The sequence below is a fragment of the Sphingomonas sp. CFBP9019 genome, assembly GCF_034045155.1.
Classification (GTDB): Bacteria; Pseudomonadota; Alphaproteobacteria; order Sphingomonadales; family Sphingomonadaceae; genus Sphingomonas; species Sphingomonas aerolata.
In genome coordinates this window covers 586299-610442 of sequence record NZ_JAXCWK010000004.1, presented here as the reverse complement: position 1 = coordinate 610442, position 24144 = coordinate 586299, and the positions used below count along the sequence as shown (strand labels likewise).

Genomic DNA, 24144 nt, shown 5'->3' with positions numbered 1-24144 from the left:
ATCCTGACGAAAGTCAGGATCCAGAGCCGCACAGGACGACGCTCGTGACCCTGGATCCTGACTTTCGTCAGGATGACGGAAATGGGTCAGGACGAAGGTGGGTCAGCACGAAGCCAAGAGGGAAATCCTCACCCCGCCAACACCGCCCCGGAACTCTCCAGACTCAGCGTGTAGGATCGCTCCCCATTGAAATCCCCGGCATAATCCAGCCGCGACACGAGGAACCGCCCGGTCATCGTGTCACCCCCCTCGAATGCCAGCCGGTAATCGTCGAGCACCCCCGACAGCGCACTCGCCTTTATCCGAAGCTCCGCCGCCGACCCCGTGAACACCCCCGCCCCCGATACCGAGACGCTGCGCACCCCCGCCCCCGACAGCAATTGCCGCCAGCCGCCCGAATCCTTCGTCGTCACCACGATCGCCTCGCCGTTCACCGACATCTGAGTCGTCCGCAGCCCCGCCACCGTCGCATAGACGGGCGTCGCCGCGCCGTTCCCGACCTTCAGCAGGAACGCGCTCCCCTTCTCCACCGCCATGTCCGTCTCCCCCTTCAGCTCTCGCGGTACATCCGCACCAGAAACTCGCTCGTGCCCCGCCACCGCTCGCCGACGCGCAGCACGCGTGATCGCAGCATCTGCACGCGCACCAGCCGCCACCCCTCGCCCAGATCCGCGTCGAGCGCCTCGACCGCCTCCTCCGCCGCCGCCAGCGCCGCGCGCAGCCGCACCGGCCGCTCGCCGCCATCGTGCAGCGTCACGACGACGCGCCCCTCGCGCCCGCGCCACGTCGTCGTGCTCCAGTCGCTCAGCACCGGCTCGTCGACCACCGCATAGGGCAGCGCCGATCGCACCGGCGGCGCGTCATACACCCCGCCCTCGAGCACCCCCGCCAGCCGCGCGACCACGCCCGCCTGCAGCACGCCCCGCGCGCTCACGCCGCCACGTCCGGGCTCAGCCGCAGCCGCCGATAGGGCCGCCACAAAGCCGCCACCGCCGCGGGCGGCACCGCGTCGCTCTCGCGGTGATCGAACAGATGCGCCGCCAGCATCGTCACGCCCTGCGCGACCGGCGCCGGCACCGCGTCCCAGCTCTCCGCCGCGCCGTCGCCCGCCACCCGCGCGACGATCGCCCCGCCGACGAACGCCTCGCAGACCAGGATCGCCGCCGCACAGACCCGCCCCAGCAACGCCGCCTCCGCACTCCCCTCCAGCCGCAACACCTCCCTGGTGGCCGCAACCGCCTCCGCGATCACCCCCACCGGCACCCCCTGCTCACCCATAGGATTCTCCCAAAAAACCCCTCTCCCCCCCGGGGAGAGGGAGGGGCCCACGCAAAGCGTGGGAGGGTGAGGGCAAGCGAGGCTAAAAACCCCACCCCCCCTCACACCCCACTCAGCTCACCGAAAACTTCATCAGCTTGATCGCCTCGGAATTCGTCACGCACCCGCCGACCCGCTTGGTCGCGTAGAAATTGACGAACGGCTTGTTCGAGTAGGGATCCCGCAGGATCACCGTCTCCGCGCGCTCGGCGATCAGATACCCCGCTTTGAAATTCCCGAACGCGATCGACAGCGCATTCGCCGCGATGTCCGGCATGTCCTCCGCCTCGATCACCGGATAGCCGAGCAACGTCGCCGGCTGCCCCGCCGCCAGCGACGGCGCCCACACGAACGCCCCGTCGCTCGTCTTGAACTTGCGGATCCGCGCCAGCGTGCTCGCATTCATCACGAAGCTCGCCCCCTGCCGATACGGCGCGCGCAGCGCCTGGACGAGGTCGATCAGCCGCTCCTGCGGGCTCGCCGAGAAATCCCCCGCCGTCCCGGAGGCCAGATATTGCAGCGTCCCGAACGCCCGCGTCCCGTCCGCGGTCGCCGCGGTCGGCTGCGTCAGGAACCCCTTGGGCCGCCCGCTGCCCGATCCGCCGACGAACGCCGCGCCTTCCGCCTTGGCGAATTCCATCGCGATCTCGCCCGCCAGCCACGCCTCGACGTCGAACGCCGCATCGTCGAGCATCGCCTGGCTCGCCGCCGGATTGGCATAGAGCTCGCCGGTCGGCGGCACGATCTCGACGAACACCGGCGTCGCCGTCTCGGGCCGCGCCGCATTCTCCGCCGCCCAGCCGGACGGCGTGCCCCCCGTCGTGACCAGCTTGCGATACCCCGCGCTGCCCACCTTCACGACATTGGCGATCCCCCGGATCGGCGAGATACCTTTGAGCACCGCATCGATCTGCGCATCCACCTCGCGCGGCACCGCATAGCCGCCCGCATCGCCCGAGACCCCGGTAAACGCCTTCATCTCGATCGTCGCACCACTCCGCACGAACCCCGCAAACGCGCCCAAGGGCGCCGCCCCCTCCAGCATCGGCCGATCCATCACCGTCATGTCCATCTCCTCACCAGAAACAAAAAAAGGCGCCCCGAAGGACGCCTGAAAAACCGTGTGTGGGTGCGGAGCACGCGAGGCCAACGCCCCCGTCCCAACCACCCCTCACCCTCCCGTCGCCTGACGGCTCCTCCCTCCCTCTCCCCCCAAGGGGAGAGGGACCCTAAAACCCCTCTCCCCTTGGGGGAGAGGGAGGGGCCCACGCAAAGCGTGGGAGGGTGAGGGCACGTGAGGCTAAGACCCGCCCCCCACCACCTCCACCCGAGCCAGTCCCTGCATAGGCACCCCCACCAGACTCACCTCGACCAGCTCCACCGCCTCGATCACCCGCCGAGCCCCCTGCACGACCCGCACCGCCCGATACCCGACCGACAACCCAGCCACCGCCCCCGACCGCACCAGCCCCGCGAGCTCGGGATCCTCGACCACCCCCTCGACGCGCAACCCCCGCGCATCCTCCGCAACCGACGCCAGCACCCCCACCGCCCCCCCACGATGCTGCCACAGAAGCGGCACCACCCCGGCCCCGGCAAACGCCCCCCGCCGCATCACGTCCCCTGCGCGATCGACCACGTCGAACACCGCCGCATAGCCCGCAAACGCGACGCTCACTTCAGCCACGCCGCAAACCCCAGCTTTACCGCCAGCCCCGCGAGCATCAGCGCCACGAACAGCCGCGCGATCCACCCCGCGACCGCCTTCCACACCGACCGTTTCGCATCGCGCCACGCCGCCAGCAGCTCGCGCAGCTCGGCCACGTCACCCCGCGCGCGCTCGTCGCTCAGCCCCAGCCGCGCCAGCGCGCGCGTCGCGCCCAGCTCACCCGCCTCCTCCGCGATCGCGCGCAGCGTGACGAGGTCCGCCCCCCGCTCCGCCCCCTGCGCCATCAGCTGCGCCAGCACATGCCCATCCATCACACCCCCTCCTTCACATCGAGCATCGCGCGTTTCTCCGCATCGCTCAGGAACGTCGCCGCGCTGACCATCCCCCACAGCCGCTCGCGGTCCTCGACCAGCGCCGGCACCCGGTCGAGATCGACGCGCAGCGCCGCCCCCTCGAACCAGCCGCTCAATCCCTGCGCGATCCCCGTCAGCACGCTCGTCGCCAGCGGCAGGATCGCCAGCCGCCACAAGGCCCGATTGGCTTCGCGGTAATTGGCGTAGCTATTGTCCCCCGGCAGCCCGAGCAGCATCGGCGGCACCCCGAACGCCAGCGCGATCTCGCGCGCCGCCGCCGACCGCGTGCCGGCAAAGTCCATGTCCGCGGGCGTCAGGCTCAGCGCCTGCCATTTCAGCCCGCCCTCGAGCAGCATCGGCCGCCCCGCATTCCCGCTCCCCGCAAACGACGCCTCGAGCTCGGTCTTCAGCCGCGCGAACTGGTCCGCCGACAGCGCCGACCCGTCCCCCGGATCATAGACCAGCGCTCCTGAGGGCCGCGCCGCATTGTCGAGCAGCGCCGTGTTCCACCGCGCCGCCGCATTGTGGATCCCGACCGCAGCGGCGGCGGCGCCCAGGCACCCCAGTCCGTAATGATCGTCGACCGGATGAAACGCCTTCAGGTGGATCACCTGCGGCCGCACCGGATCCGCCGACAGCCACGTCACCCGCGCGCCGACCGCATAGCGATACGCCGCGGGCCACCCGCCCGCATCCGCCTCGACGCTCACCCGCTCGGGCCGCAGCGCGTACAGCTCGGCCGCGCCGCCATCGGCATCGCGCAGCACCTGGACATAGGCATTGCCGTGGAGCAGCAGCTGCGCCGCCACCGTCTCGATCAGCATCTGCCCCCCCGACCGCGCGGTGACGAGCGCGACCAGCGCCGGATCCGACCCGTCGAGCGGCGCCGACCCGACGCCTTCGACGACCAGCTTCACCGCCCGCTGCGCCACCGCATTCCCCAGATACGCCTCGCGCACCTGCGCCTCGTACCCCCGCGCCCCCGCGACACCGCCCGCCCCCGCCCAGCCAAGACTCCCCGCCCCCGACAAAGCCGGCCGCGCGCCCTCCCGCCCGGACTTCCACCCGAACAACCCCATAGAATCCTCCCGAAAACCATAACAAAAACCCTCTCCCCCCGGGGGAGAGGGAGGGACCCACGCAAAGCGTGGGAGGGTGAGGGCAAGCGAGGCTCGAACCCCCACCCCCACCCCACCCGTCATCCTGACGAAAGTCAGGACCCAGAGCCAAAAGCGTCACCCCCGCGACCCTGGATCCTGACTTTCGTCAGGATGACGGAGAAGGGGGGACCAAAACCCCTCTCCCCCCGGGGGAGAGGGAGGGGCCCGCGCGAAGCGTGGGAGGGTGAGGGCACGTGAGGCTCGAAACCCCACCCACAACGCCACCCCCGTTCGCCCTGAGCGAAGTCGAAGGGCACGACCCGCGCGCCAGTGCTTCGACTACGCTCAGCACGAACGGACGGGGGGGGGGACGGGCCGGTGCCCCCCTCAAACCACCCGAACCCCCACCTTAACCCGCCGCCGCAAGCACAACTCCGTCAGCGCCCACACCAGCGCATCCGCCCGATCCGGCGAGCGCCCGGGCCCGACATACCCCCCGCTCACCAGCCCGCAGAGCTCGTCCTCCAGCGCCGGAAACGCCCCGACATGAACGACCCGCCCGCCCTCGTACAAGGTCGCCACCGGCTCCGCCCGCGCCACCTTCCCCCGGCTCGCATGGACCAGCCGCACCGGCAGCCCGCAATCCGCCGCCAGCAGCACGCTGCGCACCATCTCGCCGCCCTGGTTGCACTCCGCGACCACCCGGTCCGCGCCATGCCGCGCCGCACAGTCCGCCACCGCGCGCGCCCAGCCTTCGGGCGACAGGCCCGCAACGCTTGCATCCTCGAGCACATAGGCGAGCCCGTCGTCGCCCAGCGCAACGCACACGATCCCGCACGCATCGCCTCCGGTCCCCGCCGGCGGATCGACCCCCACGACCACGCGCACCAGCGCCGGCACCACCCCGCCGCGCTGCCGCTCGAGCAGGTCGCGCGTCCACAGCGCCCCCTCGACATCGTCGATCAGCTCGCCGTCCAGCTCCTGCCGCCCCAGCCGCGTCCCCGCATAGGTCTGGGTCATCGCCGCGACGAACGACGCTGGCAGGAACGGATTCTCCCCCGTCCCCCCGCGCGATTCAAACAGCCCCGGCAACGCGAGCAGCCGCCGCATCAGCGGCACCGGCCGCGGCGTCGTCGTCACCAGCACGCGCGGCCGATCGCCGATCCGCAGGCCCATCATCAGATTGTCCCAGGTCGCGTCGCCATAGCGCCACTTGGCCAGCTCGTCGCACCACGCCGCATGATGCTCGGGCCCGCGCAGTTTCTCGGGCGCCTCCGCCGAATAGACGAACGCGCGCGCGCCGCTGTCGAACACGAACTCGCCCGCGTCGCGCCGCCAGCGATAGGTCTCGCCCGCCTGCGCCACCGCGATCAACCCGCTCTCGCCCTCGACCATCACCTTGCGGACGTCGTCCATCGTCCCCCCGACCATCGCGATCCGCGCGCCCGGCATCGCGCGGGCCAGCGCGCTCACCCATTCGGCGCCCGCGCGCGTCTTGCCGAAGCCGCGGCCCGCGCGGATCAGCCAGACCTGCCAGTCGCCCGCGGGTTCGCGCTGCCCCGGCAGTGCCCAGATCGCCCAGCTCTCGTGCAGCGTCCTGAGTTCCGCCTCGGACAGCTCGCGCAACAGCGTCACCAGCTGACCCCGCGGCAACCCCCGCAACCGCGCGAGCACCGCAGGATCGAACGTCGCACCCCCGCTATCCGCCATCACGCATCCCCCGTGACGGACGCCGCCTGCGCATCCAGCGCATCGAGCCGCGCGACCAGCACCTCCTCGAGCTCGGCCAGCGACACGCGCTTGCGCAGCGTCCCCGCCCCCGTTCCGCCAGCCGCGCCACCGGCAGCGCCCCCGCGCTTGCGAAACCCCAGCGCCTGCACCGCGACCCGCGGATCGAAATGCGCCCCGCGCGACTCCGCCGCCGCATCCCCGTCAACGACCCCGTCAGGTTCCCGCTCAGCTTCCGCCTCAGACTCCGCCTCAGCTTCCCCCTCGGATTCCCCCAGCGCATAGGCCAGCAACCGCACCTCGAGCGTCTCGTACGCCGCCTCGATCGCCCCCGCCCAGTCCGCCGCGAACGCCGCGTCGCGCTTCTTCAGCGCATGCGCCCCGCGCGGCGCCATCCCGACCGCGCGCGCCGACGCCGCGATGTTGCACGTCGCCGCCAGATGCTCGAGAAACGCCGCGCGCTTGGCCGGCGTCCAGCCGCCCTTGGCGGCCTTGCGCACCTGCAACCGCCCTGCTTTCACGCCCGCCCCCGCCGCCATGCGCCATCCCCCAAATGGATCGGGCCGGTCCGCCGCCGGGGGATCACCCCGACCGCGTCCGGCCCGACTCGCAATTCGTCATCGTTCCCGTTATGTGCCAGAACAGCGTGACGATGTCAAGGGTTAATAACCGATCTGGTTAGCGCGTCGGCACTGGCTCCGCGCCCGAATAGTCATAGAAGCCGCGCTTGGTCTTGCGGCCGAACCACCCGGCCTCGACATATTTGACCAGCAGCGGCGCGGGCCGGAACTTCGGATCGCCGGTTCCCTCGAACAGCACGCGGGTGATCTCCAGGCAGGTGTCGAGCCCGATGAAATCGGCCAAAGTCAAAGGCCCCATCGGGTGATTGAGCCCCAGCTGGCACGCCAGATCGATGTCGCGCACCCCCGCCACGCCTTCGCCCAGCGCGAAGCACGCCTCGTTGATCATCGGCATCAGCACGCGGTTGACGATGAAGCCCGGCGCGTCGTTCGCATGCACCACCTGCTTGCCGAGCTTCTCCGCAAACGCCTCGACCGCGGCGACCGTTTCGTCCGACGTGGCGAGCCCGCGGATCAGCTCGATCGGCCGCATGACGGGGACGGGATTGAAGAAATGCACCCCCATGAACCGCGCCGGATCGGGCGCCGCCTGCGCCAGTCGCGTGATCGGGATCGACGAGGTGTTCGACGCCAGGATCGCGTCCGCTTTCAACACCTTGCCGACCTCGGCGAAGATCGTCCGCTTGATCGCCTCGCGCTCGGTCGCGGCCTCGACGACGATGAAACAGTCGCCCATCTCGGCGACGCTCGCGACCGGCTCGATGTTCGCCAGCGTCGTCTCGCGGAAGTCGGCGGTGATCTTCTCCTTCTCGACCAGCCGCGCCATCGCCTTGCCGATTCCCGCCTTGCCCGCCTCGGCCTGGGGCAGGCCCATATCGGCCAGCAGCACGCGGTAGCCCGCCTGCGCGGCGACCTGCGCGATCCCCGCGCCCATCTGTCCCGCGCCGATTACGCCGATCGTCTGCATCGCACTCTCCATCTCTATTGCCGGTTGTTCGACTATGGCCTCGCCCCTATCGAAGCGGGACCGTCGCCGCCAGACCGGTCAGGAGGTCGCATGCGCTATCCAGTTCTCGTTTCGCTTCTGCCCGTTTCGGTTCTGGTGGCCGCAACGGCCTGCAGCCCCAGCGGCAACACCGGCGCGCCCAACGACGCCACCGTCCCGCTCGAAACCCCCGCGCGCCCCAAACCGCGCCCGATCGCGCGCGGCGCCGCCCCGCAGGCCCCCGCGGAGCCCGCCGTCGACTCGAAGGCACGCCCCCGCCCGACCAGCGTAAAGACCTTCGGCGCCTGGGGAATTGCCTGCGACAACGGTGCCTATTGCACCGCGGTCTCGATGGCGCCCGACGATTCGAGCATCGCCGAACTCTCGATCGAGGTCGAGCGCGGCCCCGCCGCCGACGCCCCCGTATCGGTGACGATCGGCACGCCGGGCAGCGCGCTGCGCCGCGTCGTCGTCGCGATCGACGGCACCCCGCTCGCCAGCGGCAATCCGGGCGACGACCGGCGCTTCACCGTCACCGGCCCGGTCGCGATGACGCTCGCCCGCCGCCTCGCCACCGGCACCGCGATGACCGCGCGACTCGACGGCCGGACGATCCCCGTCGTCATCACCGGCGCCGCCGCTGCGCTGCGCTATGCCGACGCGCAGCAGGGCCGCGCGGACACCCCCGGCGCGCTCGTCGCGACCGGCGACAAGACGCCCGCGACCACCCCGCCCGCGCTCCCGACGATCCTCGCCGCGCCGCTCACCGACCGCCGCGCGCAGGCCCCCGCCGCGCCGCTCGTTGCGCAGATGCGCCAGCGCACCGGCTGTGCCGCGGACCAGTTCGGCCCCGTCACCAACGAGACCCATACGCTCGACGCGACCACCGATCTCGTCCTGCTATCCTGCGGATCCGGCGCGTATAATGTCATCACCCGCGCGCTGATCGTCCGCGACGGCAAGGCCAGCGAAGCCCCATTCGACCTGCCCCCGCAATTCGGCGAACCCGGCGCGAAACCCGCGCTCGTCAACGCCGGCTACGACCCGAAGACCGGGCTGCTCAGCTCCTACGCCAAGGGCCGCGGCATCGGTGATTGCGGCGTCGGCCAGGACTATGTCTGGGACGGCACCCGCTTCCGCCTCACCGAAATGCGCATGATGGGCGAATGCCGCGGCGCGATCACCTGGCCCGTCATCTGGCGCACGACCGTCGCTCGCAACTGACCTCGTCGTCCCCTTCTTCCGTCATCCTGACGAAAGTCAGGACCCAGAGTGACTTAGCGCCAACCTGTTTGGCTCTGGATCCTGACTTTCGTCAGGATGACGGCGCCCGCGGCTGACGACGCTCCTACCGCCCCGCCAGCTTCACCAGCGCATCCCCCGTCAACCGCTGGATCGTCCAGTCCTCCATCCCCACCGCACCCAGCTTCCGATAAACCGCGATCGCATCCGCATTCCAGTCGAGCACCGACCATTCGAACCGCGCGCACCCGCGGTCGATCGCGATCCCCGCCAGATGCGCGAGCAGCGCACCGCCGACCCCCTGCCCGCGCGCCTCGGGGGTCACGTACAGATCCTCCAGATACACCCCGCGCTTGCCCGTCCAGGTCGAGAAATTGTGGAAAAACACCGCGAAACCGACCGGCCCGTCTGCCCCGTCCGCGATCACCGCCTCCGCCGCGGGGGCATCCCCGAACAGCGCCTCGCCCAGCGTCGCCTCGGTCGCCTCGACCGCATCGGGCTCGCGCTCGAACGCCGCAAGCTCGCGCACGAAGCGCAGGATCGTGCCGGTATCGGCGCGGGTAGCGGAACGGATCTGGGTCATGCGGCGGCCTCCATCGACGTCTGCGCGATATCGCGCCGCCGCGCCGCATACAGGCATGCGACGACGATGACACCCGCGCCGCACGCGGTAAACGCCGACACCCGCTCGCCGAACACCAGATAGCCGAGCCCGGCGGCATAGACGAACGAGCTATATTCGGTCGTCGCGAGGAATCCCGTGTCGCCGTGGGCATAGGCCCAGCCGAGCAGCCACAGCGACGCGGTCGCCAGCCCCGCCGCCAGCAGCAGCCGCGGCCATGTCGCGGCGTCGGGCACCACCGCCAGCCACGGCGCCGCGAGCGCGAGCGTCGCGGTCACCACCAGCGCCTGGAAGAACGCGATCTCGCCCGGCCGCGCGGCCTGCGCCTGCACCCGCGCGATCACCAGATTGACCGCGTAGAGCAGCGCCGACCCCAGCACTGCCGCGACCCCCGTCAGGCTCGCCGCCCCCGCCGCGCCCTCGCGGCCATGCCCGATCATCACGATCCCGACCCCGCCCAGCGCCATGATCGATGCGACCACGACCCGGCGCCCGACGCGTTCGCCGAGCGTGACGGCGGCGAGAAGCAGCGCGAGGATCGGCGAGATGTAGGTCAGCGAAATCGCTTGCGCCATCGGCACGCGCGCCAGCCCCCAGAAGAACAGCAGCGCCATCGCCGCGGTCACCAACCCCCTGGCAAGATGGAGTTTCAGCGCCCGCCCGCTCGGCCGCCCGCTCCGCCCGAGCTTCCAGGCGACCGCCCCCAGCCCGACACTCGCCATCTGCCGCCAGAGCAGCGCGTTATACACCCCGATCCCCAGCACCAGCGACTTCATCACCGCGTCCATGACCGAGAACAACCCGATCCCGAGCGCCGCGACCGCAAAGGCCAGCGCCGGCGAAACGCTACGCCCCGTCACGCCGCCCGCCCCGCCGCCGAGAAGATGCCAATACCCATCCCCCCGCTTAACCGGCATCCCCCACCGGCGCCATCATCGTCGGGGGCGGCAGTTCGCCCGCAAAAGCGGGGGCCCAGAGCCAAGCACCGCCACGCCCCCCCCGCTCGTGCTGAGCGAAGTCGAAGCACCGCCAAAACACGAGACGTCCGTCAGCCCACCCCGTCATCCTGACGAAAGTCAGGATCCAGAGCCAAGCAGCAGCACCCCTGGCCACCCTGGATCCTGACCTGCGTCAGGATGACGGAAGGTGAGGACGGCACGCAAAGCCGCCAACCGCCTGGAAAGACCCCGCTTATTCCGCCGCCATCTCCGGCACCAGCGCCGCGACCGCCGCATCCGCCGCCTCGATCTCCGCCGCCTTGGCCTCGACCAGCTTGACGATATGGTTCACCATGTCCGCGTCCTGGACATGATGGTCGGTGACCCCCGACAGATACACCATGTGCTTGCCGTTGCCGCCGCCGGTGATCCCGATATCGGTCTCGCGCGCCTCGCCCGGCCCGTTCACGACGCAGCCGAGCACGCTGAGCGACATCGGCGTGCGGATATGCTGCAATCGCTCCTCGAGCGCCTGGACGGTGCGGATCACGTCGAACCCCTGCCGCGCACAGCTCGGGCACGACACGACGCGCACGCCGCGGTTGCGGATGCCCAGCGCCTTCAGGATCTCGAACCCGACGCGCACTTCCTCCTCGGGCTCGGCCGACAGCGAGACGCGGATCGTGTCGCCGATCCCGTACCAGAGCAGGCTGCCCATCCCGATCGCCGACTTGACCGTGCCGCCGACGAACCCGCCCGCCTCGGTGATGCCGAGATGCAGCGGGCAGTCGACCTGTTCGGCAAGCTGCTGATAGGCCGCGACCGCCAGGAACAGGTCGGACGCCTTCACCGCGACCTTGAACTCGTGAAAGTCATGGTCCTGCAGCAACTTGATGTGATCGAGCGCCGATTCGACCAGCGCATCGGGACACGGCTCGCCATATTTTTCGAGCAGATGCCGCTCGAGGCTCCCGCCGTTCACGCCGATCCGGATCGCGCAGCCATTGGATTTCGCCGCGTCGACGACCTCCTTCACGCGGCTCGCCGAGCCGATATTGCCCGGGTTGATCCGCAGGCAGGCCGCGCCCGCATCCGCCGCCTCGAGCGCGCGCTTATAGTGGAAATGGATATCCGCGACGATCGGCACGCGGCTCGCGCGGACGATCTGTTTCAGCGCGCTGGTCGATTCGACGTCGGGGCAGCTGACGCGGATGATGTCGACGCCCGCCTCTTCGCAGCGGCGGATCTGGTCGACCGTCGCCTTGATGTCGTCGGTCGGCGTGTTGGTCATCGTTTGCACGGTGACGGGCGCATCGCCGCCGACGGGAACGTTGCCGACCATGATCTGGCGGCTCGTACGGCGGGTGATATCGCGCCAGGGACGAAGGGACATGAAGATTCCTCGTGGGTTCACCGCCGTATATAGCGGCTGGACGCGGCGAGCGAAACAACGCTGGCACATGCCGCCGCACGGCCATAGGTTGCCGCATCTCAGCGGAGCCCGATCGATGACCCTGTCCCTCTACGATGCGACGATCCCCTCCAATCTCCAGGTCCTGCGCGCGCTCGACGCACTGCTCGACAAGGCGGAAGCCTTCGCCACCGAGCGCGGGATCGACCCCGCCACGCTGATCGACGCAAGGCTCGCCGACGACATGCTCCCCTTCGGCTATCAGGTGAAGTCGTGCGTCGCGCATTCGGCGGGCGGCGTGCAGGGCGTCCGCGACGGCGTCTTCTCTCCCGACCGCAGCGCCTGGCCGACCGATTTCGCCGGGCTCCACGCCGCGGTCCAGGGCGCGATCGCGACGCTCGAGGGCTATGACCCAACCGAATTCGACACGCTCGCCACCACCGCGACGAAGTTCGAATTCGGCAGCTATGTCATGCCCTTCACCGGCGCCAACTTCCTTTTGTCCTTCTCGCAGCCCAATTTCTACTTCCACGCCAGCATCGCCTACGCGATCCTGCGCGCACAGGGCGTCCCGCTCGGCAAACGCGACTTCCTCGGCGTCCCCCGCATCGCCGCCTGACCGGGCCGGGCCGGGCGGGCCCGCGCCGGCGTGACGGGACAGCGCGTGCTTGCAGCCCCGTCACCCGCCGCCTAGGGCGCTGCGATGACCCGGCATTACGGCATGGACTGGCTGCGGATCGGCGCCTTCGCCCTGCTGATCCTTTACCATATCGCGATGGTCTTCGTGCCGTGGAACTTCCACGTGAAGTCGCTGCATGTCGAGGACTGGGTCCGGTTGCCGATGCTCGCCACCAATGCGTGGCGGCTGACGCTGCTGTTCGTCGTCTCGGGCTATGCCAGCCGCGCGCTGCTCCGCCGCTCGAGCGGCCCGGTCCGCTTCTTCGCGACGCGCTGCTACCGGCTGCTCGTGCCGCTCGCCTTCGGCATCCTCGTCATCGTCCCCCCGCAACCCTGGGTCGAGCTCGTCACCCGGCACGGCTATGCGGGCAGCTACTGGACCTTCTGGACGCACGACGCCTTCCGCTTCGCCCCGCTCGACGGGCTCTGGCTGCCCGCCTGGAACCACCTCTGGTTCGTCGTCTATCTCTTTGTCTACACGACGGTCCTGACGCTCGGCGTCGCGCTGGTCCGGGGCCCACGAAGCCTGCGCAGCCACCAGAATGTCCGCAGCCGCGGCGCGCAGCGGCTCTTCGACCGCGTCTTCGGCGGCTGGCTGGTGCTGCTCCTGCCGCTCGCCTGGCTCATCTTCGTCCATGGCTGGTGGTTCCAGATGGCGGCCGAGAGCCAGGCGCTGCTCGGCGACTGGATCGCGCACATCACCTATTTCCCCGCCTTCCTGTTCGGCTTCGGCCTCGCGCGCTCCGAACCCGCGATCGCCGCGATCGCGCGGCTGTGGAAGGTCGGCGCCGGGCTCGCGCTGCTCGGCTATGCGACGATCCTCGGCATAGAGCTTGGCTGGCCCGCCGGGGTTGCGAAGCCGCACTGGCTCTATACCGCCTACGGCATCGCGCATGCGCTTGAACAATGGGGCGGAATCGTCGCGCTGATCGGGCTCGCCGAACGCCATCTCAACCGCGACCATCGCTGGCGGCCGATGCTGACCGAGGCGGTGTTCCCCTTCTACCTGATCCACCAGACGATCATCGTCCTCGTCATGTACGCGCTGCTCCCCGCGGGGCTTCCCGGCTGGGCCGAGTTCACGGTGCTGCTGGTCGCGACCGTCGCCGGCTGCTTCGCCTTCTACCGGATCGGCCGCAGGGTCGCCCCCTTGCGCCCGCTGATCGGGCTGCGTCTCCACCTTCGTCCCACCCCGCCAACCTTGTGAAAGCCCCCATGCCCCAACCCAACTGGACCCTCGTCATCCACGGCGGCGCGGGCAAGCTCGACCGCGAGATGCTTTCCGCCGACCAGGATTCGGGCGCGCGCGCCGGCCTGTCGCGCGCACTCGATGCCGGCTCGGCGGTGCTCGCGGGCGGCGGCACCGCACTCGACGCGGTCGAGGCCGCGGTCCGCGTGCTCGAGGATGATCCGCACTTCAATTCGGGCCGCGGCGCGGTCTTCACGCATGACGGCGGGATCGAGCTCGACGCCGCGATCATGGACGGCCGCACGCGCGCCGCGGGCGCGGTCGCTGCCGCCACCGCGACGCGCAGCCCGGTCGGCCTCGCCCGCGCGATCCTCGACGACGGCCGCCACGTCTTCCTCGCAAGTGCCGGCGCGGACGCGTTTTCACGCGAGCACGGCCTCGAACAGGCGGAGCAGGACTGGTTCGCCACCGACGAGCGCCGCCGCCAATTCGCCGAGCTTCAGGCGAGCGGCGACATGTTCGACGTCGACATGAAATACGGGACCGTCGGCGCGGTCGCCTGCGACACGCACGGCCATGTCGCCGCCGCCACCTCGACCGGCGGCGTCACCGGCAAGCGCTGGGGCCGGATCGGCGATTCGCCCGTCATCGGTGCCGGCACTTTCGCCGACGATCGCGCCTGCGCGGTGTCGTGCACCGGCTCGGGCGAGTTCTTCCTGCGCGTCGGCGTCGGGCATGAGATCGCCGCGCGCGTCCGGCTGACCGGCGAACCGCTCCAGACCGCGACCGAGGCGGTCCTCGCCGAAGTCCGCGCGCTCGGCGGCACCGGTGGCGCGATCGTCGTCGCACCCGATGGCAGCATGGCCTGGTCGTTCACCACGCCCGGCATGTACCGCGGCACCGCGTCCGCAAAGGGCGCGCGCAGCGTCGCCATCTACGCTAGTGAGCAGCCATGATTCGCAAGCCCCTGACCGCGCTCGGCATCCTCGCCGCGACCGCGCTGACCGCCGCCCCCGCCTCCGCTTATTGGGAATATGGGCATGAGACGGTTGCGCAGATCGCCTATGCCAATGTCGCGCCGCGCACGAAGGTCGCGATCCGCCGCATCCTCGCGCAGCAAGCGCTGCTCGACACCCCCGAATGTCCGGCCGGCACGATCGAAGAGGCAAGTGTCTGGGCGGATTGCATTAAGCCGCTCAAGACTGCCGACGGCAAGTCGCGCTTCGGCTTTGCGTACAGCTGGCATTACCAGAATGTCGATGTCTGCGCGCCGTTCGACCTGACGCCTGCCTGCAAGGATGGCGACTGCGTCTCCGCGCAGATCGACCGCGACGTGACCCTGCTCCGCGACCGCAAGACGTCGCCGCACGATCGCGTCCAGGCGCTCGCCTTCCTCATCCACTTCGTCGGCGATCTCCACCAGCCGCTCCACGCGGGCGATCGCCATGACAAGGGCGGCAACGACGTGAAGACCGATTACGGCATCTACGCCCCCGCCCGGCTCAATCTCCACTCGGTCTGGGACGGCACGCTCGCCGAGCGCGCAATCTCCGCGCCGCCCTCGCTCGTCCGCCGCTACCCCGCCGCCGAACGCGCGCGCATCGCGGCCGGCACCGTCGCCGACTGGAGCCGCGAAAGCTGGCAGGTCGCGCACGACGTCACCTATGCGTCGGCGCTGGGCGGCGACGCCTGCGCCCCCGTCCCCCCGCGCGTGAAACTCGACGAAGCCACGATCGCCCGCATCGCCCCCGTCTCCCGCGAAGAAGTCCGCAAAGGTGGCCTCCGCCTGGCCAGACTCCTCGACAAAGCCCTGACCTAAAGCAAAACCCCTCTCCCCTCGGGGGAGAGGGAGGGGCCCATGCGCCCTTGCGCATGGGAGGGTGAGGGCAAGAGGCTAGAGACACGACCCCCCGTCATTCCCGCGAAGGCGGGGATCCAGACCGGCTACCCTCGCGACCATGCCCGACGGTCAGCCAGTCTGGATCCCCGCCTCCGCGGGGATGACGGCGGGAAAGGCCCCCGAAGGGCCCTCCCCACCAACCCTTAGTTCAGCACAATCGTGACCGCCCGGCGATTCTCCGCCCAGGCCGCATCGTCCGACCCCTGCGCCACCGGCCGCTCCGACCCATAGCTGATCGTCGTCATCCGCGACGCCGACACGCCGCGCGCCGCGAGGTAGTTCTTCGCCGAATTGGCCCGCCGGTCGCCCAGCGCCAGGTTATACTCGCGCGTGCCGCGCTCGTCGCAATGCCCCTCGATCGTGATCCGGACATTGGGGTTGCGCGCCAGCCACTCGGCCTGGCTGTCGAGGATCGCGCGCGCGGTCGGATCGATATCGTACATGTCGAGCGCGAAATTGACCGTGTTGCTCTGCACTGAGCGGCGGAAATCGGCGTCCGACCCGGGCACGATCGCGCCGTTCGCGCCGCCATTGGCCAGCCCGCCGGTCGGGTCGACGCCCGCCGACGAATCGACGGGGGCGGGCGGCAGGGTCTCGGGCCGCTTCTTGGCGCAGCCCGCGACGGCGATCAGCGCGGTCGCGCACAGCAGCGTTGTCGTAAACTTGGCCATCACATCTTCTCCCGTGGTCGGAACATATTCCAACATAGATTACATAATCGGTCTAGGGCCGCAGCGGGCCCCAGGCTGGATCCGACCCGTCGAGCGGGGTCGGAATCTTGCGCTCGTTGACGCCCGTCAGGTCGACGGACCACAGATCCGCCTTGCCCCCGCCGCCGCGTCCCGAGCGGAAGAAGTTGATAACGCGGCCGTTCGGCGACCAACTCGGCCCCTCGTCCTGCCAGTCGTTGGTCAGCAGCTTCTCGCCCCCGCCGCTCGGGCTCATGATCCCGATCCGGAACCCGCCGCCCAGCTTGGTGAACGCGATCAGGTCGCCGCGCGGGCTCCACACCGGCGTCGCATAGCGCCCGCCGCCGAAACTGATCCGCTGCTGGTTCGATCCGTCCGCGTTCATGACATAGATCTGCTGCCCGCCCGACCGGTCGCTCTCGAACACGATCTTCGATCCGTCGGGCGAATAGCTGCCGCCGGTATCGATGCCGGGCGAATTGGTCAGCCGCTGCGGCGCGCCGCCCTGGCTCGACACGCGGTACACGTCGGTATTGCCGCCCTGCGCCATCGAGAACAGGATGTTGCGGCCATCGGGCGAGAAGCGCGGCGCAAAGGTCAGGCTGGCATTCTGCACCACGAGCCGCTGCCGCCCGGTGCCGATGTCATAGACATAGATCGCCGGCCGGTTGTTCACATAGCTCATATACACGATCGACTGCTGGTTCGGCGCGAACCGCGGCGTCAGCACGATCGACTGGCCGTTGGTCAGGAACCGGTGGTTCGCACCGTCCTGGTCCATGATCGCCAGCCGCTTGATCCGGCGATTCTTCGGCCCGGTTTCCGAGACATAGACGACGCGGCTGTCGAAATAGGCGCCCTCGCCGGTCAGTCGCGTATAGACCATGTCCGCGCATTTATGCCCGGCACGCCGCCAGTCCGACGGCGGCACGACGAACCCCTGCCGGGTCAGCTCGGCGCGCGACGACACGTCGTACAGATAGCAGCCGACCGTCAGGTTCCCGTCGCCATTCGCGCGGATGAAGCCCTGCACCAGCGCCTGCGCACCCGTGCTGCCCCAGTAATCGAACCCTGGTGCGGTAACCTCGGGAAAGCCGATCGCGCGCAGCTGCCCGGGGGCGAGCGGCGTGAACAGACCCGAATTGCGCAGGTCGTTGGTGACGATATCGGCCAGCTGCCGGCCTAGCACGTCGGTCGACCCCGCCGGCGTCGACACCACCGCGGACGTCGGCATCACCGGCACCGCGATCGGCATCGGCGCGGAGATCCCGCCCGTCACGTCGACCACCAGCCCGCCGGACTGATCCTCCGCGGCCGCCGGCGCCCCCGCCTGCGGTACCGGCGCCGGCGCCGGCGCATCCTGCGCACTGGCCGCACCGCCGGCAACGAGTGCCATCAACCCGACCGAAGCAAGCACCGCCCTCACCCCAGACCCCACCCCGGCGAAGGCCGGGGCCCAGTTGGGAGAAGCTGCTGCAAGCACGGTGCGCGCCGTCACGAAAACCTCTCCACCTGGGCCCCGGCCTTCGCCGGGGAAGAGGCTGGAGATCATGGCGGGCCGGCGGGGGGACAGCGATCGGAACATAACGGACATCCTCATCCGGGAAGCTTGTAACGCAGGCTGAAATTGCTCCAGCCATTCTGCACGTCATACAGGTCGTCGGGCAAACCGCGCAGCGGCGAACAGCCCGTGAAGGTCGCGATCGCGAGATCGTCGACGCGGTCGACATAGCGCCGGTTCTCGTCGTCGACGCCCGCATGCCCGGTGATCGTCGGCCGCGACTTCAGCGTCCCGTCGCGGTTGAGCTTCAGGTTGATCGTCACCCGGATCCGCTCCGCGCCCGGCCCCGGCGTCACCTGCCGGTTTGCGCAGGGCTGCACCTGTCGCAGGATCGCCGAGCCGATATTGGCCGCCGCCTGCGCGCCGAGCTTGGCCGCCTTGGGCGCTTCCGACTTGCTCGGCGACGGATCCGCCGACAGGCCTTTGAGGAAATTGTCGCCCAGCCGCGACCCGCGCGGCCGTGCCGCCTTGGCCTCTGCGGTCGATCCACTACCCTTGGTCGCCGAAGGCTTGGCGGGCTTTGCCGAGGACGCCGCACTCTTGGCGGGCGCCGCGTTCGACTTGGCCGCGCTCTTCGCCGGTGCCGCCTTGGCGGGCGATGGCTTGGCCGCCGGTTTCGCGGGCGCAGGCTTGGATTTCGCCGGGCTCGGCTTGGCCGGCGCAGGCTTGGCCACCGGCTTAGGGACGGGCGCGGGCTTCGCCACCGGCTTCGGCGGCGCGGGCCTGGGCTTGGCCACCGGCTTGGGCTCGGGCTTCGGCTCGGGCTTGGGCGCCGGTTTGGGCGGGGCAGGCTTGGGCGCAGGCTTGGGTGGGGCCGGCTGCGGCGCAGGCGGCACCGGATCCGGCTGCGGCTCGGGCTCGGCCTCCTGCGGCGCGGGCGGGGCCGCATCCTCGGGCGTGCCCTCGTCGGGCGCGACCGATTCGGCGGGCGTCTCCGCCGATTGCGGCGCGGTCGCCTCGAGCGCCACGTCGGGCACCAGGCTGATGTCGATCGGCTGCTGGACAGGCTTGGGCGGCTCGGGCGTGTCGAGAAACCCGACCGACAACAGCGCGAACAGCACGACATGCCCGACCAGCGCGACGCCGAATCCGATCTTTTCGGAGCGATCCATCACCAAGGGCCCATCACCGCCGCGACATCAGTTGGGGGTGCCCTCGACCGTCACCAGCGCGACGCGGTTCAGCCCGGCGCGGTTGAGCTCGCCCATCACGCGCATCACCCGGCCGTAATCGAGCTTGCGGTCCGCGCGCAGCAGCACCTGCGGCTCGTTGCCGACCGCCCGGCTCGCCGCGATCGACGCGAGCCGTACCGGCAGCGCGTCCTCGCCGATCTGGTCCTGATCGATGAACACCGCGCCCGTCGCATCCATCGAGATCTCGACGGGTTTCTGCTCCTGGTCCAGTGCCTTGGCACGCGCATCGGGCAGGTTCACCGGCACGCCTGCGGTCATCAGCGGTGCGGTCACCATGAAGATGATCAGCAACACCAGCATCACGTCGACCATCGGCGTGACGTTGATGTCCGCCATCGGCGCGCGCCGCCCGCGACCGCGACCCGAAGGAAGGTTCATCGCCATCTACGCGCCTCCCGTGCACAGCACCGGCCGGCCGCTCATCGCGCGCCGTCCAGCTGCCGCGACAGCGTCGCGTGGAAGCCGTCGGCAAAGCGGTTGAGGCTCGCCTCGATCCGGTTGATGCCGTGGCTGAAGCGGTTGTACGCGATCACCGCCGGGATGGCCGCGAACAGGCCGATCGCGGTCGCGAACAGCGCTTCCGCGATCCCCGGCGCGACGACGGCGAGCGAGGTGTTCTGCGCCGCCGCGATGCTCGTGAAGCTGCGCATGATGCCCCAGACGGTGCCGAACAGCCCGACGAACGGCGCGACCGACCCGACCGTCGCCAGCACGTTCAGCCGGTCCGACAGCGTGTCGATCTCGTGAGCGACCGCCGCACCCATCGTCGTGGCGAGCCGCTCGCGCGTCCCGGCCTTGTCGATCGTGCCGCCCGCGGTCGACCGCCGCCACTCGGTCACCCCGGCCGCGAACACGCGCGCCGACGGCAGGTCGGTCTCGCTCTCGGCCTTGTAGAACACGTCGATGTCCTCGGCCTTCCAGAAGTCGCGCTCGAACCGCACCAGCCCCTTGCGCGTCTTGCCCAGCCGCCGCCAGAACGCGACGATCAGCGCCCAGGTCCAGACGCTGGCGAGCAGCAGCCCGATCATCACGCCCTTCACGACCAGATCGGCCTGTAGGAACAAGTGGATCGGCGACAATGTCGCGCTATCCATAGTCAGAACCGGATTCATGCTTCCCCCTGCCAGACAAGGCGTTCGTAGATGTCAGTCCATGCGCGCGGCTGGCGTCGCGGCCGGCCGTTGGGGGCGATCAGCGCCGCCACCACGTCCGCCTCGGCCAAGACAAGCCCGCCGCACATGACTCGTTGATGAATGGCGACGCTGGCCGCGCGGACCTGCGTGATCCGTGAGACGATCACCAGCGCATCGTCGAGCCGCGCGGGCGCGGCATAGCGGATGGCGAGGCTTGCGATCGCATAGGAGCCCTCGCCCGCCTCGAACGCGGCGCGCTGGTCGATCCCGCCGACGCGCAGCATGTCCGACCGCGCGCGCTCCATGTAGCGCAGGTAATTGGCATGATAGACGACGCCCGACAGGTCGGTGTCCTCGAAATACACGCGCAGCGCGAACCGGTGCTCGCGCCCCGCAAAGCGCCCTCCCGCCGGTTGATCCTGCTCTGCGTCAGCCATTCCGGGGGCTGTTAACCCAAGCATCGCCGCGAAGAAAGCATTCGCGTCGCCCGGCCCGCGGTTTCGCACCCGCGCAGGCGGATACGACTCGTCTTATTGCAGGACGCCCGGATCGACCTGCAGCTGCGGACGCGGCGCGACGGGAAGCGGCGGCTGCGTGACGGGCCGGAGCTGCGCCTGCAACCCCGGCGTGGCGGGCGCGGCGGGCGGCAGCGGTGCCGCGCCGGAACCGCCGACCGGGACCGCGCCGTTGCTCGCAAAGATCACGCGCTGTGCCGGAAGCGGCTGCACCGCGGTGCCGCGCCAGGCGTCGAACGCACGGTAGAAATCGGTGAATGGCTGCTCCAGCATCGGCAGCCGCGTGGCGGCAAAGCTCGCCAGCATCGCCCCCGGCACGCTCGCGCCCTCCGCCAGCACGCGCCCCGCCGCCTGACAGAACGCATCGCGCGACGGCGACTGCGAGAAGAAATTGTACAGCCGCGTCATCGAATCGTCGTAGCGATCCTGCCAGTCGCCGCCGCCCGCGCGATATTCCGCCGAATAGGTCGCCTCGGCCTTGGCCAGCACCGGCTTCTGCGCAGCGAGCATCGCGTTGTAGCCCGCGACGATCACCGCCTCGTCCGGTCCGCGGCACGCCAGCGCCGCGACGTTCAGCGCAGCGCGCAGGTGCCAGATCTTCGCGGATTCGGTCAGGTTGCGGTTCGGCGTCGGATAGGTGCCGTCGGCGAGCACCGCGGGGATCTTCATCCCCGGGAACGCACCCTTGGGCAGCGGGGCGGCGACCGGTACCGGCGCGACCGGCGCCGGTGCGGGCGCCGCGACCTCGACCGGCTTCCGCGCGCACCCGGCGAGCAGGGCTGCGGTCACCGCAATCATCGCAAACTGACGCTTCATCGACTCAAGTCCTCGCTGTCCCCCGACCGAGACAGACCTGCCGCGATAAGGTTAACAGGGTATAAAACGCGTACGCGACTGCAACCCTAATGCGACGAACGGCACGATCGCAGCGTGTTAGGCCGGCGAAGGATCAGGCCGCGCGTGCCTCGAGCGCCGCCGCGGCCTGTGCCATCAGCTCGGCGATGATGTCCGCGACCGGCTCTTCCTTCGTGACCATGCCGACCGACTGGCCCGCCATCACCGACCCATGCTCGACATCGCCGTCGACCACCGCGCGGCGCAGCGCACCCGCCCAGTAATGCTCGATCTGCAACTGCGCCTCGCCCATCGCGACGCGCCCCTCGTCGAGATGCCCCGCAACCTCGCGCTGCTTGGCCGAGAACAGCTCGCCCGCCGCATTCTTCAGCGCGCGCACGGGGATAACCGGCAGCCGCGCGTCGAGCTGGACGCTGGCGATCGCATCGCGCGCCGAAGCGCGGATGAACGCCTTCTTGAAATTGGCATGCGCGATCGATTCGGTCCCGCAGACGAACCGCGTGCCGAGCTGGACGCCCGCCGCCCCCATGTCGAGATAGCCCGCAATCGCCTCGCCGCGACCGATCCCGCCCGCGACGAACACCGGCACCAGCTCGGCGATCTCGGGCAGCATCTCCTGCGCCAGCACGCTCGTCGACACCGGGCCGATATGCCCGCCGGCTTCCATGCCCTCGATCACCAGCGCGTCAACGCCGCTGCGGATCAGCTTCTTGGCCAGCGCCAGCGTCGGCGCGAAGCAGATGACCTTGGCGCCGCCTGCCTTGATCGCCTCGAGGCTGCCCTTGGGCGGCAATCCGCCCGCCAGCACGACATGGCCGACCTTGTGCCGCGTGCACACCGCGATCAGCTCGACCAGATCGGGATGCATCGTGATCAGGTTCACGCCGAACGGCTTGTCGGTCATCGCCTGCGTCGCGGCGATCTCGGCATCGAGCAACGCGGGCGTCATCGCGCCGCACGCGATCACTCCGAACCCGCCCGCATTCGAAATTGCGGAGACGAGGTTGCGCTCGCTCACCCACGACATCGCCCCGCCAAGGATCGCGACCTCGGACCCGAGGAATGCGGCGCCGCGCGCCATGCGGCGCTGAAGCCGGTCGCTGCCGATGGTCATTACAAAACTCCCGTTCGTGTCGAGCGAAGTCGAGAAACCCCGCGCAGTATCCGTGACATATTTCCCGACAATGCTCGAAACGAACGGACGGTGTCCGTCAAGCCGCATCCTCGGCATCAAGCCCGTAAGCCGTGTGCAGCACACGCACCGCCAGCTCGGTATAATCCTCTTCGATCAGCACGCTGACCTTGATCTCCGACGTCGCGATCGCCTGGATGTTGATCCCGCGCTCGCCGAGCGTCGTGAACATCGTCGAGGCGACGCCCGCATGGCTGCGCATCCCGACGCCGACCACCGAAACCTTGGCGACGCGCGTGTCGTGGACCAGGCTCGCAAAGCCGATCGCGTCCTTCGCCTTGTCGAGCACGTCGAGCGTCCGCGCCAGATCCGCCGAGGGCACGGTGAACGTCACGTCGGTCGACCCGGTCGAATGCGCGACGTTCTGGACGATCATGTCGACGTTGATCCCCGCATCGGCGAGCGGTGCGAAGATCGCCGCGACCGATCCCGGGCGATCGCTGACCTGGGTCAGCGTGATCTTCGCCTCGTTCTTGTCATGCGCGATGCCGGTGATGAGCTGGCGTTCCATATCGTCGATTTCCTCTTCGCCCACGATCAGCGTGCCGCGGTGTCCGTCACTGGTATCGCCATCCTCGAACGAGGACAGCACGCGCACGCGCACATTCTCTTTCATCGCCAGGCCGACAGACCGCGTCTGCAACACCTTGGCGCCGACGCTGGCGAGTTCCAGCATCTCCTCATACGTCACCTTGCCGAGCTTGCGCGCCCGCGGCACGATCCTCGGATCGGTCGTGTAGACGCCGTCGACATCGGTATAGATGTCGCAGCGATCGGCCTTCATCGCCGCCGCCATCGCGACCGCCGACGTGTCCGATCCGCCGCGCCCCAGCGTGGTGACGCGCTGGCCCTCCGCCACGCCCTGAAACCCCGGGATCACCGCGACGACGCCATCCGCCAGGCTCGCATCGAGCGCGACCGTGTCGATCTCGCCGATCCGGGCCGAGCCATGCGCGTCCGACGTGTTGATCGGCAGCTGCCACCCCAGCCACGACCGCGCCTTGCAGCCCGCGGCCTGAAGCGCGATCGCGAGCAGCCCGCTCGTGATCTGCTCCCCCGCCGAGACGACGACGTCATATTCCTTCGCATCGTATAGCGACGACGCCTCGCGGCAGAAGCCGACCAGCCGGTCGGTCTCGCCCGCCATTGCGGAGACGACGACCGCGACCTCGTTGCCCGCATCGACCTCGCGCTTCACGCGCGCCGCGACGTTGCGGATACGTTCGATCCCGGCCATCGACGTCCCGCCGAATTTCATCACGATACGGGCCATGGGCAGCGTAAATCCCTTTG

Annotated in this window: 27 protein-coding genes; 5 read left to right on the top strand and 22 right to left on the bottom strand. The window is 69.7% G+C overall.

The window, feature by feature from the left end:
• Positions 1-128: 128 nt before the first annotated feature.
• The 10 genes from SOM18_RS14620 to SOM18_RS14575 all read right to left on the bottom strand — a co-directional run bounded on the left by SOM18_RS14620 (position 129) and on the right by SOM18_RS14575 (position 7715).
• Complete coding sequence (locus SOM18_RS14620) at positions 129-536, bottom strand: phage major tail protein, TP901-1 family (protein ID WP_320481872.1); 408 nt, start codon at positions 534-536, stop codon at positions 129-131.
• 14 nt (positions 537-550) lie between these two features.
• Positions 551-934 carry a tail completion protein gp17 gene (gene gp17, locus SOM18_RS14615; RefSeq protein ID WP_320481871.1) on the bottom strand — a complete coding sequence of 128 codons (384 nt, stop codon included), beginning with the start codon at positions 932-934 and terminating at the stop codon, positions 551-553.
• Positions 931-1278, bottom strand: coding sequence for a head-tail connector protein (locus tag SOM18_RS14610; RefSeq protein ID WP_320481870.1), 348 nt, complete (start codon positions 1276-1278; stop codon positions 931-933). Before SOM18_RS14610 ends, gp17 begins: the two co-directional genes overlap by 4 nt.
• Positions 1279-1390: 112 nt before the next feature.
• Positions 1391-2383, bottom strand: coding sequence for a phage major capsid protein (locus SOM18_RS14605; protein ID WP_320481869.1), 993 nt, complete (start codon positions 2381-2383; stop codon positions 1391-1393).
• A gap of 234 nt (positions 2384-2617) precedes the next feature.
• Complete coding sequence (locus SOM18_RS14600; protein ID WP_320481923.1) at positions 2618-2995, bottom strand: HK97 family phage prohead protease; 378 nt, start codon at positions 2993-2995, stop codon at positions 2618-2620.
• Positions 2992-3297 carry a DUF6127 family protein gene (locus SOM18_RS14595; RefSeq protein ID WP_192141205.1) on the bottom strand — a complete coding sequence of 102 codons (306 nt, stop codon included), beginning with the start codon at positions 3295-3297 and terminating at the stop codon, positions 2992-2994. The genes SOM18_RS14600 and SOM18_RS14595 overlap by 4 nt, the downstream gene beginning before the upstream one ends.
• On the bottom strand, positions 3297-4418 hold the full coding sequence (locus SOM18_RS14590) for a phage portal protein (RefSeq protein WP_320481868.1): 1122 nt from the start codon (positions 4416-4418) through the stop codon (positions 3297-3299). Before SOM18_RS14590 ends, SOM18_RS14595 begins: the two co-directional genes overlap by 1 nt.
• A gap of 408 nt (positions 4419-4826) precedes the next feature.
• Complete coding sequence (locus tag SOM18_RS14585) at positions 4827-6149, bottom strand: DNA-packaging protein (protein WP_320481867.1); 1323 nt, start codon at positions 6147-6149, stop codon at positions 4827-4829.
• Positions 6149-6706, bottom strand: a complete 558-nt coding sequence (locus SOM18_RS14580; protein WP_320481866.1) for a hypothetical protein — start codon at positions 6704-6706, stop codon at positions 6149-6151. Before SOM18_RS14580 ends, SOM18_RS14585 begins: the two co-directional genes overlap by 1 nt.
• A gap of 139 nt (positions 6707-6845) precedes the next feature.
• A complete protein-coding gene (locus SOM18_RS14575; RefSeq protein WP_107931451.1) occupies positions 6846-7715 on the bottom strand; it encodes a 3-hydroxyacyl-CoA dehydrogenase NAD-binding domain-containing protein in 870 nt (289 codons plus the stop codon).
• A 90-nt stretch (positions 7716-7805) separates the two neighbouring features.
• Here SOM18_RS14575 and SOM18_RS14570 point away from each other — a divergent pair, with 90 nt between their 5' ends.
• A complete protein-coding gene (locus SOM18_RS14570; protein WP_320481865.1) occupies positions 7806-8957 on the top strand; it encodes a DUF1176 domain-containing protein in 1152 nt (383 codons plus the stop codon).
• A 124-nt stretch (positions 8958-9081) separates the two neighbouring features.
• Here the strand turns inward: SOM18_RS14570 and SOM18_RS14565 are convergent, their stop codons facing one another.
• The 3 genes from SOM18_RS14565 to ispG form a co-directional block, all read right to left on the bottom strand.
• Entirely contained in the window at positions 9082-9558 is a 477-nt protein-coding gene (locus SOM18_RS14565; RefSeq protein ID WP_031440353.1) for a GNAT family N-acetyltransferase, read from the bottom strand.
• The gene (locus SOM18_RS14560; RefSeq protein WP_320481864.1) at positions 9555-10457 is read right to left on the bottom strand and encodes a DMT family transporter; all 903 of its coding nucleotides are present in this window, start codon (positions 10455-10457) and stop codon (positions 9555-9557) included. The genes SOM18_RS14565 and SOM18_RS14560 overlap by 4 nt, the downstream gene beginning before the upstream one ends.
• Before the next feature lie 331 nt (positions 10458-10788).
• Complete coding sequence (ispG, locus tag SOM18_RS14555) at positions 10789-11928, bottom strand: flavodoxin-dependent (E)-4-hydroxy-3-methylbut-2-enyl-diphosphate synthase (protein ID WP_031440350.1); 1140 nt, start codon at positions 11926-11928, stop codon at positions 10789-10791.
• 115 nt (positions 11929-12043) lie between these two features.
• On the opposite strand from ispG, the gene SOM18_RS14550 reads away from it, so the two are divergent.
• The 4 genes from SOM18_RS14550 to SOM18_RS14535 all read left to right on the top strand — a co-directional run bounded on the left by SOM18_RS14550 (position 12044) and on the right by SOM18_RS14535 (position 15632).
• On the top strand, positions 12044-12565 hold the full coding sequence (locus SOM18_RS14550) for a DUF1993 domain-containing protein (RefSeq protein WP_031440349.1): 522 nt from the start codon (positions 12044-12046) through the stop codon (positions 12563-12565).
• Positions 12566-12649: 84 nt separating this feature from the next.
• Positions 12650-13831: an acyltransferase family protein gene (locus SOM18_RS14545; RefSeq protein ID WP_031440348.1), complete on the top strand. Its 1182-nt coding sequence runs from the start codon at positions 12650-12652 to the stop codon at positions 13829-13831.
• An 8-nt stretch (positions 13832-13839) separates the two neighbouring features.
• Positions 13840-14769, top strand: coding sequence for an isoaspartyl peptidase/L-asparaginase (locus tag SOM18_RS14540; RefSeq protein ID WP_320481863.1), 930 nt, complete (start codon positions 13840-13842; stop codon positions 14767-14769).
• Positions 14766-15632, top strand: coding sequence for a S1/P1 nuclease (locus tag SOM18_RS14535; protein WP_320481862.1), 867 nt, complete (start codon positions 14766-14768; stop codon positions 15630-15632). Before SOM18_RS14540 ends, SOM18_RS14535 begins: the two co-directional genes overlap by 4 nt.
• 224 nt (positions 15633-15856) lie before the next feature.
• On the opposite strand, the gene pal is transcribed toward SOM18_RS14535, so the two are convergent.
• From pal to SOM18_RS14490, 9 genes are all read right to left on the bottom strand, one after another.
• On the bottom strand, positions 15857-16384 hold the full coding sequence (pal, locus tag SOM18_RS14530; RefSeq protein WP_031395926.1) for a peptidoglycan-associated lipoprotein Pal: 528 nt from the start codon (positions 16382-16384) through the stop codon (positions 15857-15859).
• Between the two features lie 52 nt (positions 16385-16436).
• Positions 16437-17798, bottom strand: coding sequence for a Tol-Pal system beta propeller repeat protein TolB (tolB, locus tag SOM18_RS14525; protein ID WP_192008196.1), 1362 nt, complete (start codon positions 17796-17798; stop codon positions 16437-16439).
• Positions 17799-17998: 200 nt separating this feature from the next.
• A complete protein-coding gene (locus tag SOM18_RS14520) occupies positions 17999-19075 on the bottom strand; it encodes a cell envelope biogenesis protein TolA (RefSeq protein WP_192007992.1) in 1077 nt (358 codons plus the stop codon).
• Between the two features lie 27 nt (positions 19076-19102).
• Positions 19103-19540, bottom strand: a complete 438-nt coding sequence (tolR, locus tag SOM18_RS14515) for a protein TolR (protein ID WP_037531582.1) — start codon at positions 19538-19540, stop codon at positions 19103-19105.
• A gap of 35 nt (positions 19541-19575) precedes the next feature.
• Positions 19576-20268: a protein TolQ gene (gene tolQ / locus SOM18_RS14510; protein ID WP_031440027.1), complete on the bottom strand. Its 693-nt coding sequence runs from the start codon at positions 20266-20268 to the stop codon at positions 19576-19578.
• On the bottom strand, positions 20265-20726 hold the full coding sequence (locus tag SOM18_RS14505; RefSeq protein ID WP_031440026.1) for a YbgC/FadM family acyl-CoA thioesterase: 462 nt from the start codon (positions 20724-20726) through the stop codon (positions 20265-20267). The genes tolQ and SOM18_RS14505 overlap by 4 nt, the downstream gene beginning before the upstream one ends.
• A 93-nt stretch (positions 20727-20819) precedes the next feature.
• Positions 20820-21620 carry a hypothetical protein gene (locus tag SOM18_RS14500; protein WP_052380872.1) on the bottom strand — a complete coding sequence of 267 codons (801 nt, stop codon included), beginning with the start codon at positions 21618-21620 and terminating at the stop codon, positions 20820-20822.
• 133 nt (positions 21621-21753) lie between these two features.
• Positions 21754-22773: an NAD(P)H-dependent flavin oxidoreductase gene (locus SOM18_RS14495; RefSeq protein WP_031440024.1), complete on the bottom strand. Its 1020-nt coding sequence runs from the start codon at positions 22771-22773 to the stop codon at positions 21754-21756.
• Positions 22774-22870: 97 nt separating this feature from the next.
• Complete coding sequence (locus SOM18_RS14490) at positions 22871-24124, bottom strand: aspartate kinase (protein ID WP_031440023.1); 1254 nt, start codon at positions 24122-24124, stop codon at positions 22871-22873.
• Between the last annotated feature and the right edge of the window lie 20 nt (positions 24125-24144).

What these genes read in the sequence shown, in the direction of transcription:
- SOM18_RS14620 (WP_320481872.1), bottom strand. Translation starts at nt 536, where the DNA reads ATGGCGGTGGAGAAGGGGAGCGCGTTCCTGCTGAAGGTCGGGAACGGC.
- SOM18_RS14610 (WP_320481870.1), bottom strand. Translation starts at nt 1,278, where the DNA reads ATGGGTGAGCAGGGGGTGCCGGTGGGGGTGATCGCGGAGGCGGTTGCG.
- SOM18_RS14605 (WP_320481869.1), bottom strand. Translation starts at nt 2,383, where the DNA reads ATGACGGTGATGGATCGGCCGATGCTGGAGGGGGCGGCGCCCTTGGGC.
- SOM18_RS14595 (WP_192141205.1), bottom strand. Translation starts at nt 3,297, where the DNA reads ATGGATGGGCATGTGCTGGCGCAGCTGATGGCGCAGGGGGCGGAGCGG.
- SOM18_RS14590 (WP_320481868.1), bottom strand. Translation starts at nt 4,418, where the DNA reads ATGGGGTTGTTCGGGTGGAAGTCCGGGCGGGAGGGCGCGCGGCCGGCT.
- SOM18_RS14585 (WP_320481867.1), bottom strand. Translation starts at nt 6,149, where the DNA reads ATGGCGGATAGCGGGGGTGCGACGTTCGATCCTGCGGTGCTCGCGCGG.
- SOM18_RS14580 (WP_320481866.1), bottom strand. Translation starts at nt 6,706, where the DNA reads ATGGCGGCGGGGGCGGGCGTGAAAGCAGGGCGGTTGCAGGTGCGCAAG.
- SOM18_RS14575 (WP_107931451.1), bottom strand. Translation starts at nt 7,715, where the DNA reads ATGCAGACGATCGGCGTAATCGGCGCGGGACAGATGGGCGCGGGGATC.
- SOM18_RS14570 (WP_320481865.1), top strand. Translation starts at nt 7,806, where the DNA reads ATGCGCTATCCAGTTCTCGTTTCGCTTCTGCCCGTTTCGGTTCTGGTG.
- SOM18_RS14565 (WP_031440353.1), bottom strand. Translation starts at nt 9,558, where the DNA reads ATGACCCAGATCCGTTCCGCTACCCGCGCCGATACCGGCACGATCCTG.
- ispG (WP_031440350.1), bottom strand. Translation starts at nt 11,928, where the DNA reads ATGTCCCTTCGTCCCTGGCGCGATATCACCCGCCGTACGAGCCGCCAG.
- SOM18_RS14550 (WP_031440349.1), top strand. Translation starts at nt 12,044, where the DNA reads ATGACCCTGTCCCTCTACGATGCGACGATCCCCTCCAATCTCCAGGTC.
- SOM18_RS14545 (WP_031440348.1), top strand. Translation starts at nt 12,650, where the DNA reads ATGACCCGGCATTACGGCATGGACTGGCTGCGGATCGGCGCCTTCGCC.
- SOM18_RS14540 (WP_320481863.1), top strand. Translation starts at nt 13,840, where the DNA reads ATGCCCCAACCCAACTGGACCCTCGTCATCCACGGCGGCGCGGGCAAG.
- SOM18_RS14535 (WP_320481862.1), top strand. Translation starts at nt 14,766, where the DNA reads ATGATTCGCAAGCCCCTGACCGCGCTCGGCATCCTCGCCGCGACCGCG.
- pal (WP_031395926.1), bottom strand. Translation starts at nt 16,384, where the DNA reads ATGGCCAAGTTTACGACAACGCTGCTGTGCGCGACCGCGCTGATCGCC.
- tolB (WP_192008196.1), bottom strand. Translation starts at nt 17,798, where the DNA reads ATGGCACTCGTTGCCGGCGGTGCGGCCAGTGCGCAGGATGCGCCGGCG.
- SOM18_RS14520 (WP_192007992.1), bottom strand. Translation starts at nt 19,075, where the DNA reads ATGGATCGCTCCGAAAAGATCGGATTCGGCGTCGCGCTGGTCGGGCAT.
- tolR (WP_037531582.1), bottom strand. Translation starts at nt 19,540, where the DNA reads ATGGCGATGAACCTTCCTTCGGGTCGCGGTCGCGGGCGGCGCGCGCCG.
- tolQ (WP_031440027.1), bottom strand. Translation starts at nt 20,268, where the DNA reads ATGAATCCGGTTCTGACTATGGATAGCGCGACATTGTCGCCGATCCAC.
- SOM18_RS14505 (WP_031440026.1), bottom strand. Translation starts at nt 20,726, where the DNA reads ATGGCTGACGCAGAGCAGGATCAACCGGCGGGAGGGCGCTTTGCGGGG.
- SOM18_RS14500 (WP_052380872.1), bottom strand. Translation starts at nt 21,620, where the DNA reads ATGAAGCGTCAGTTTGCGATGATTGCGGTGACCGCAGCCCTGCTCGCC.
- SOM18_RS14495 (WP_031440024.1), bottom strand. Translation starts at nt 22,773, where the DNA reads ATGACCATCGGCAGCGACCGGCTTCAGCGCCGCATGGCGCGCGGCGCC.
- SOM18_RS14490 (WP_031440023.1), bottom strand. Translation starts at nt 24,124, where the DNA reads ATGGCCCGTATCGTGATGAAATTCGGCGGGACGTCGATGGCCGGGATC.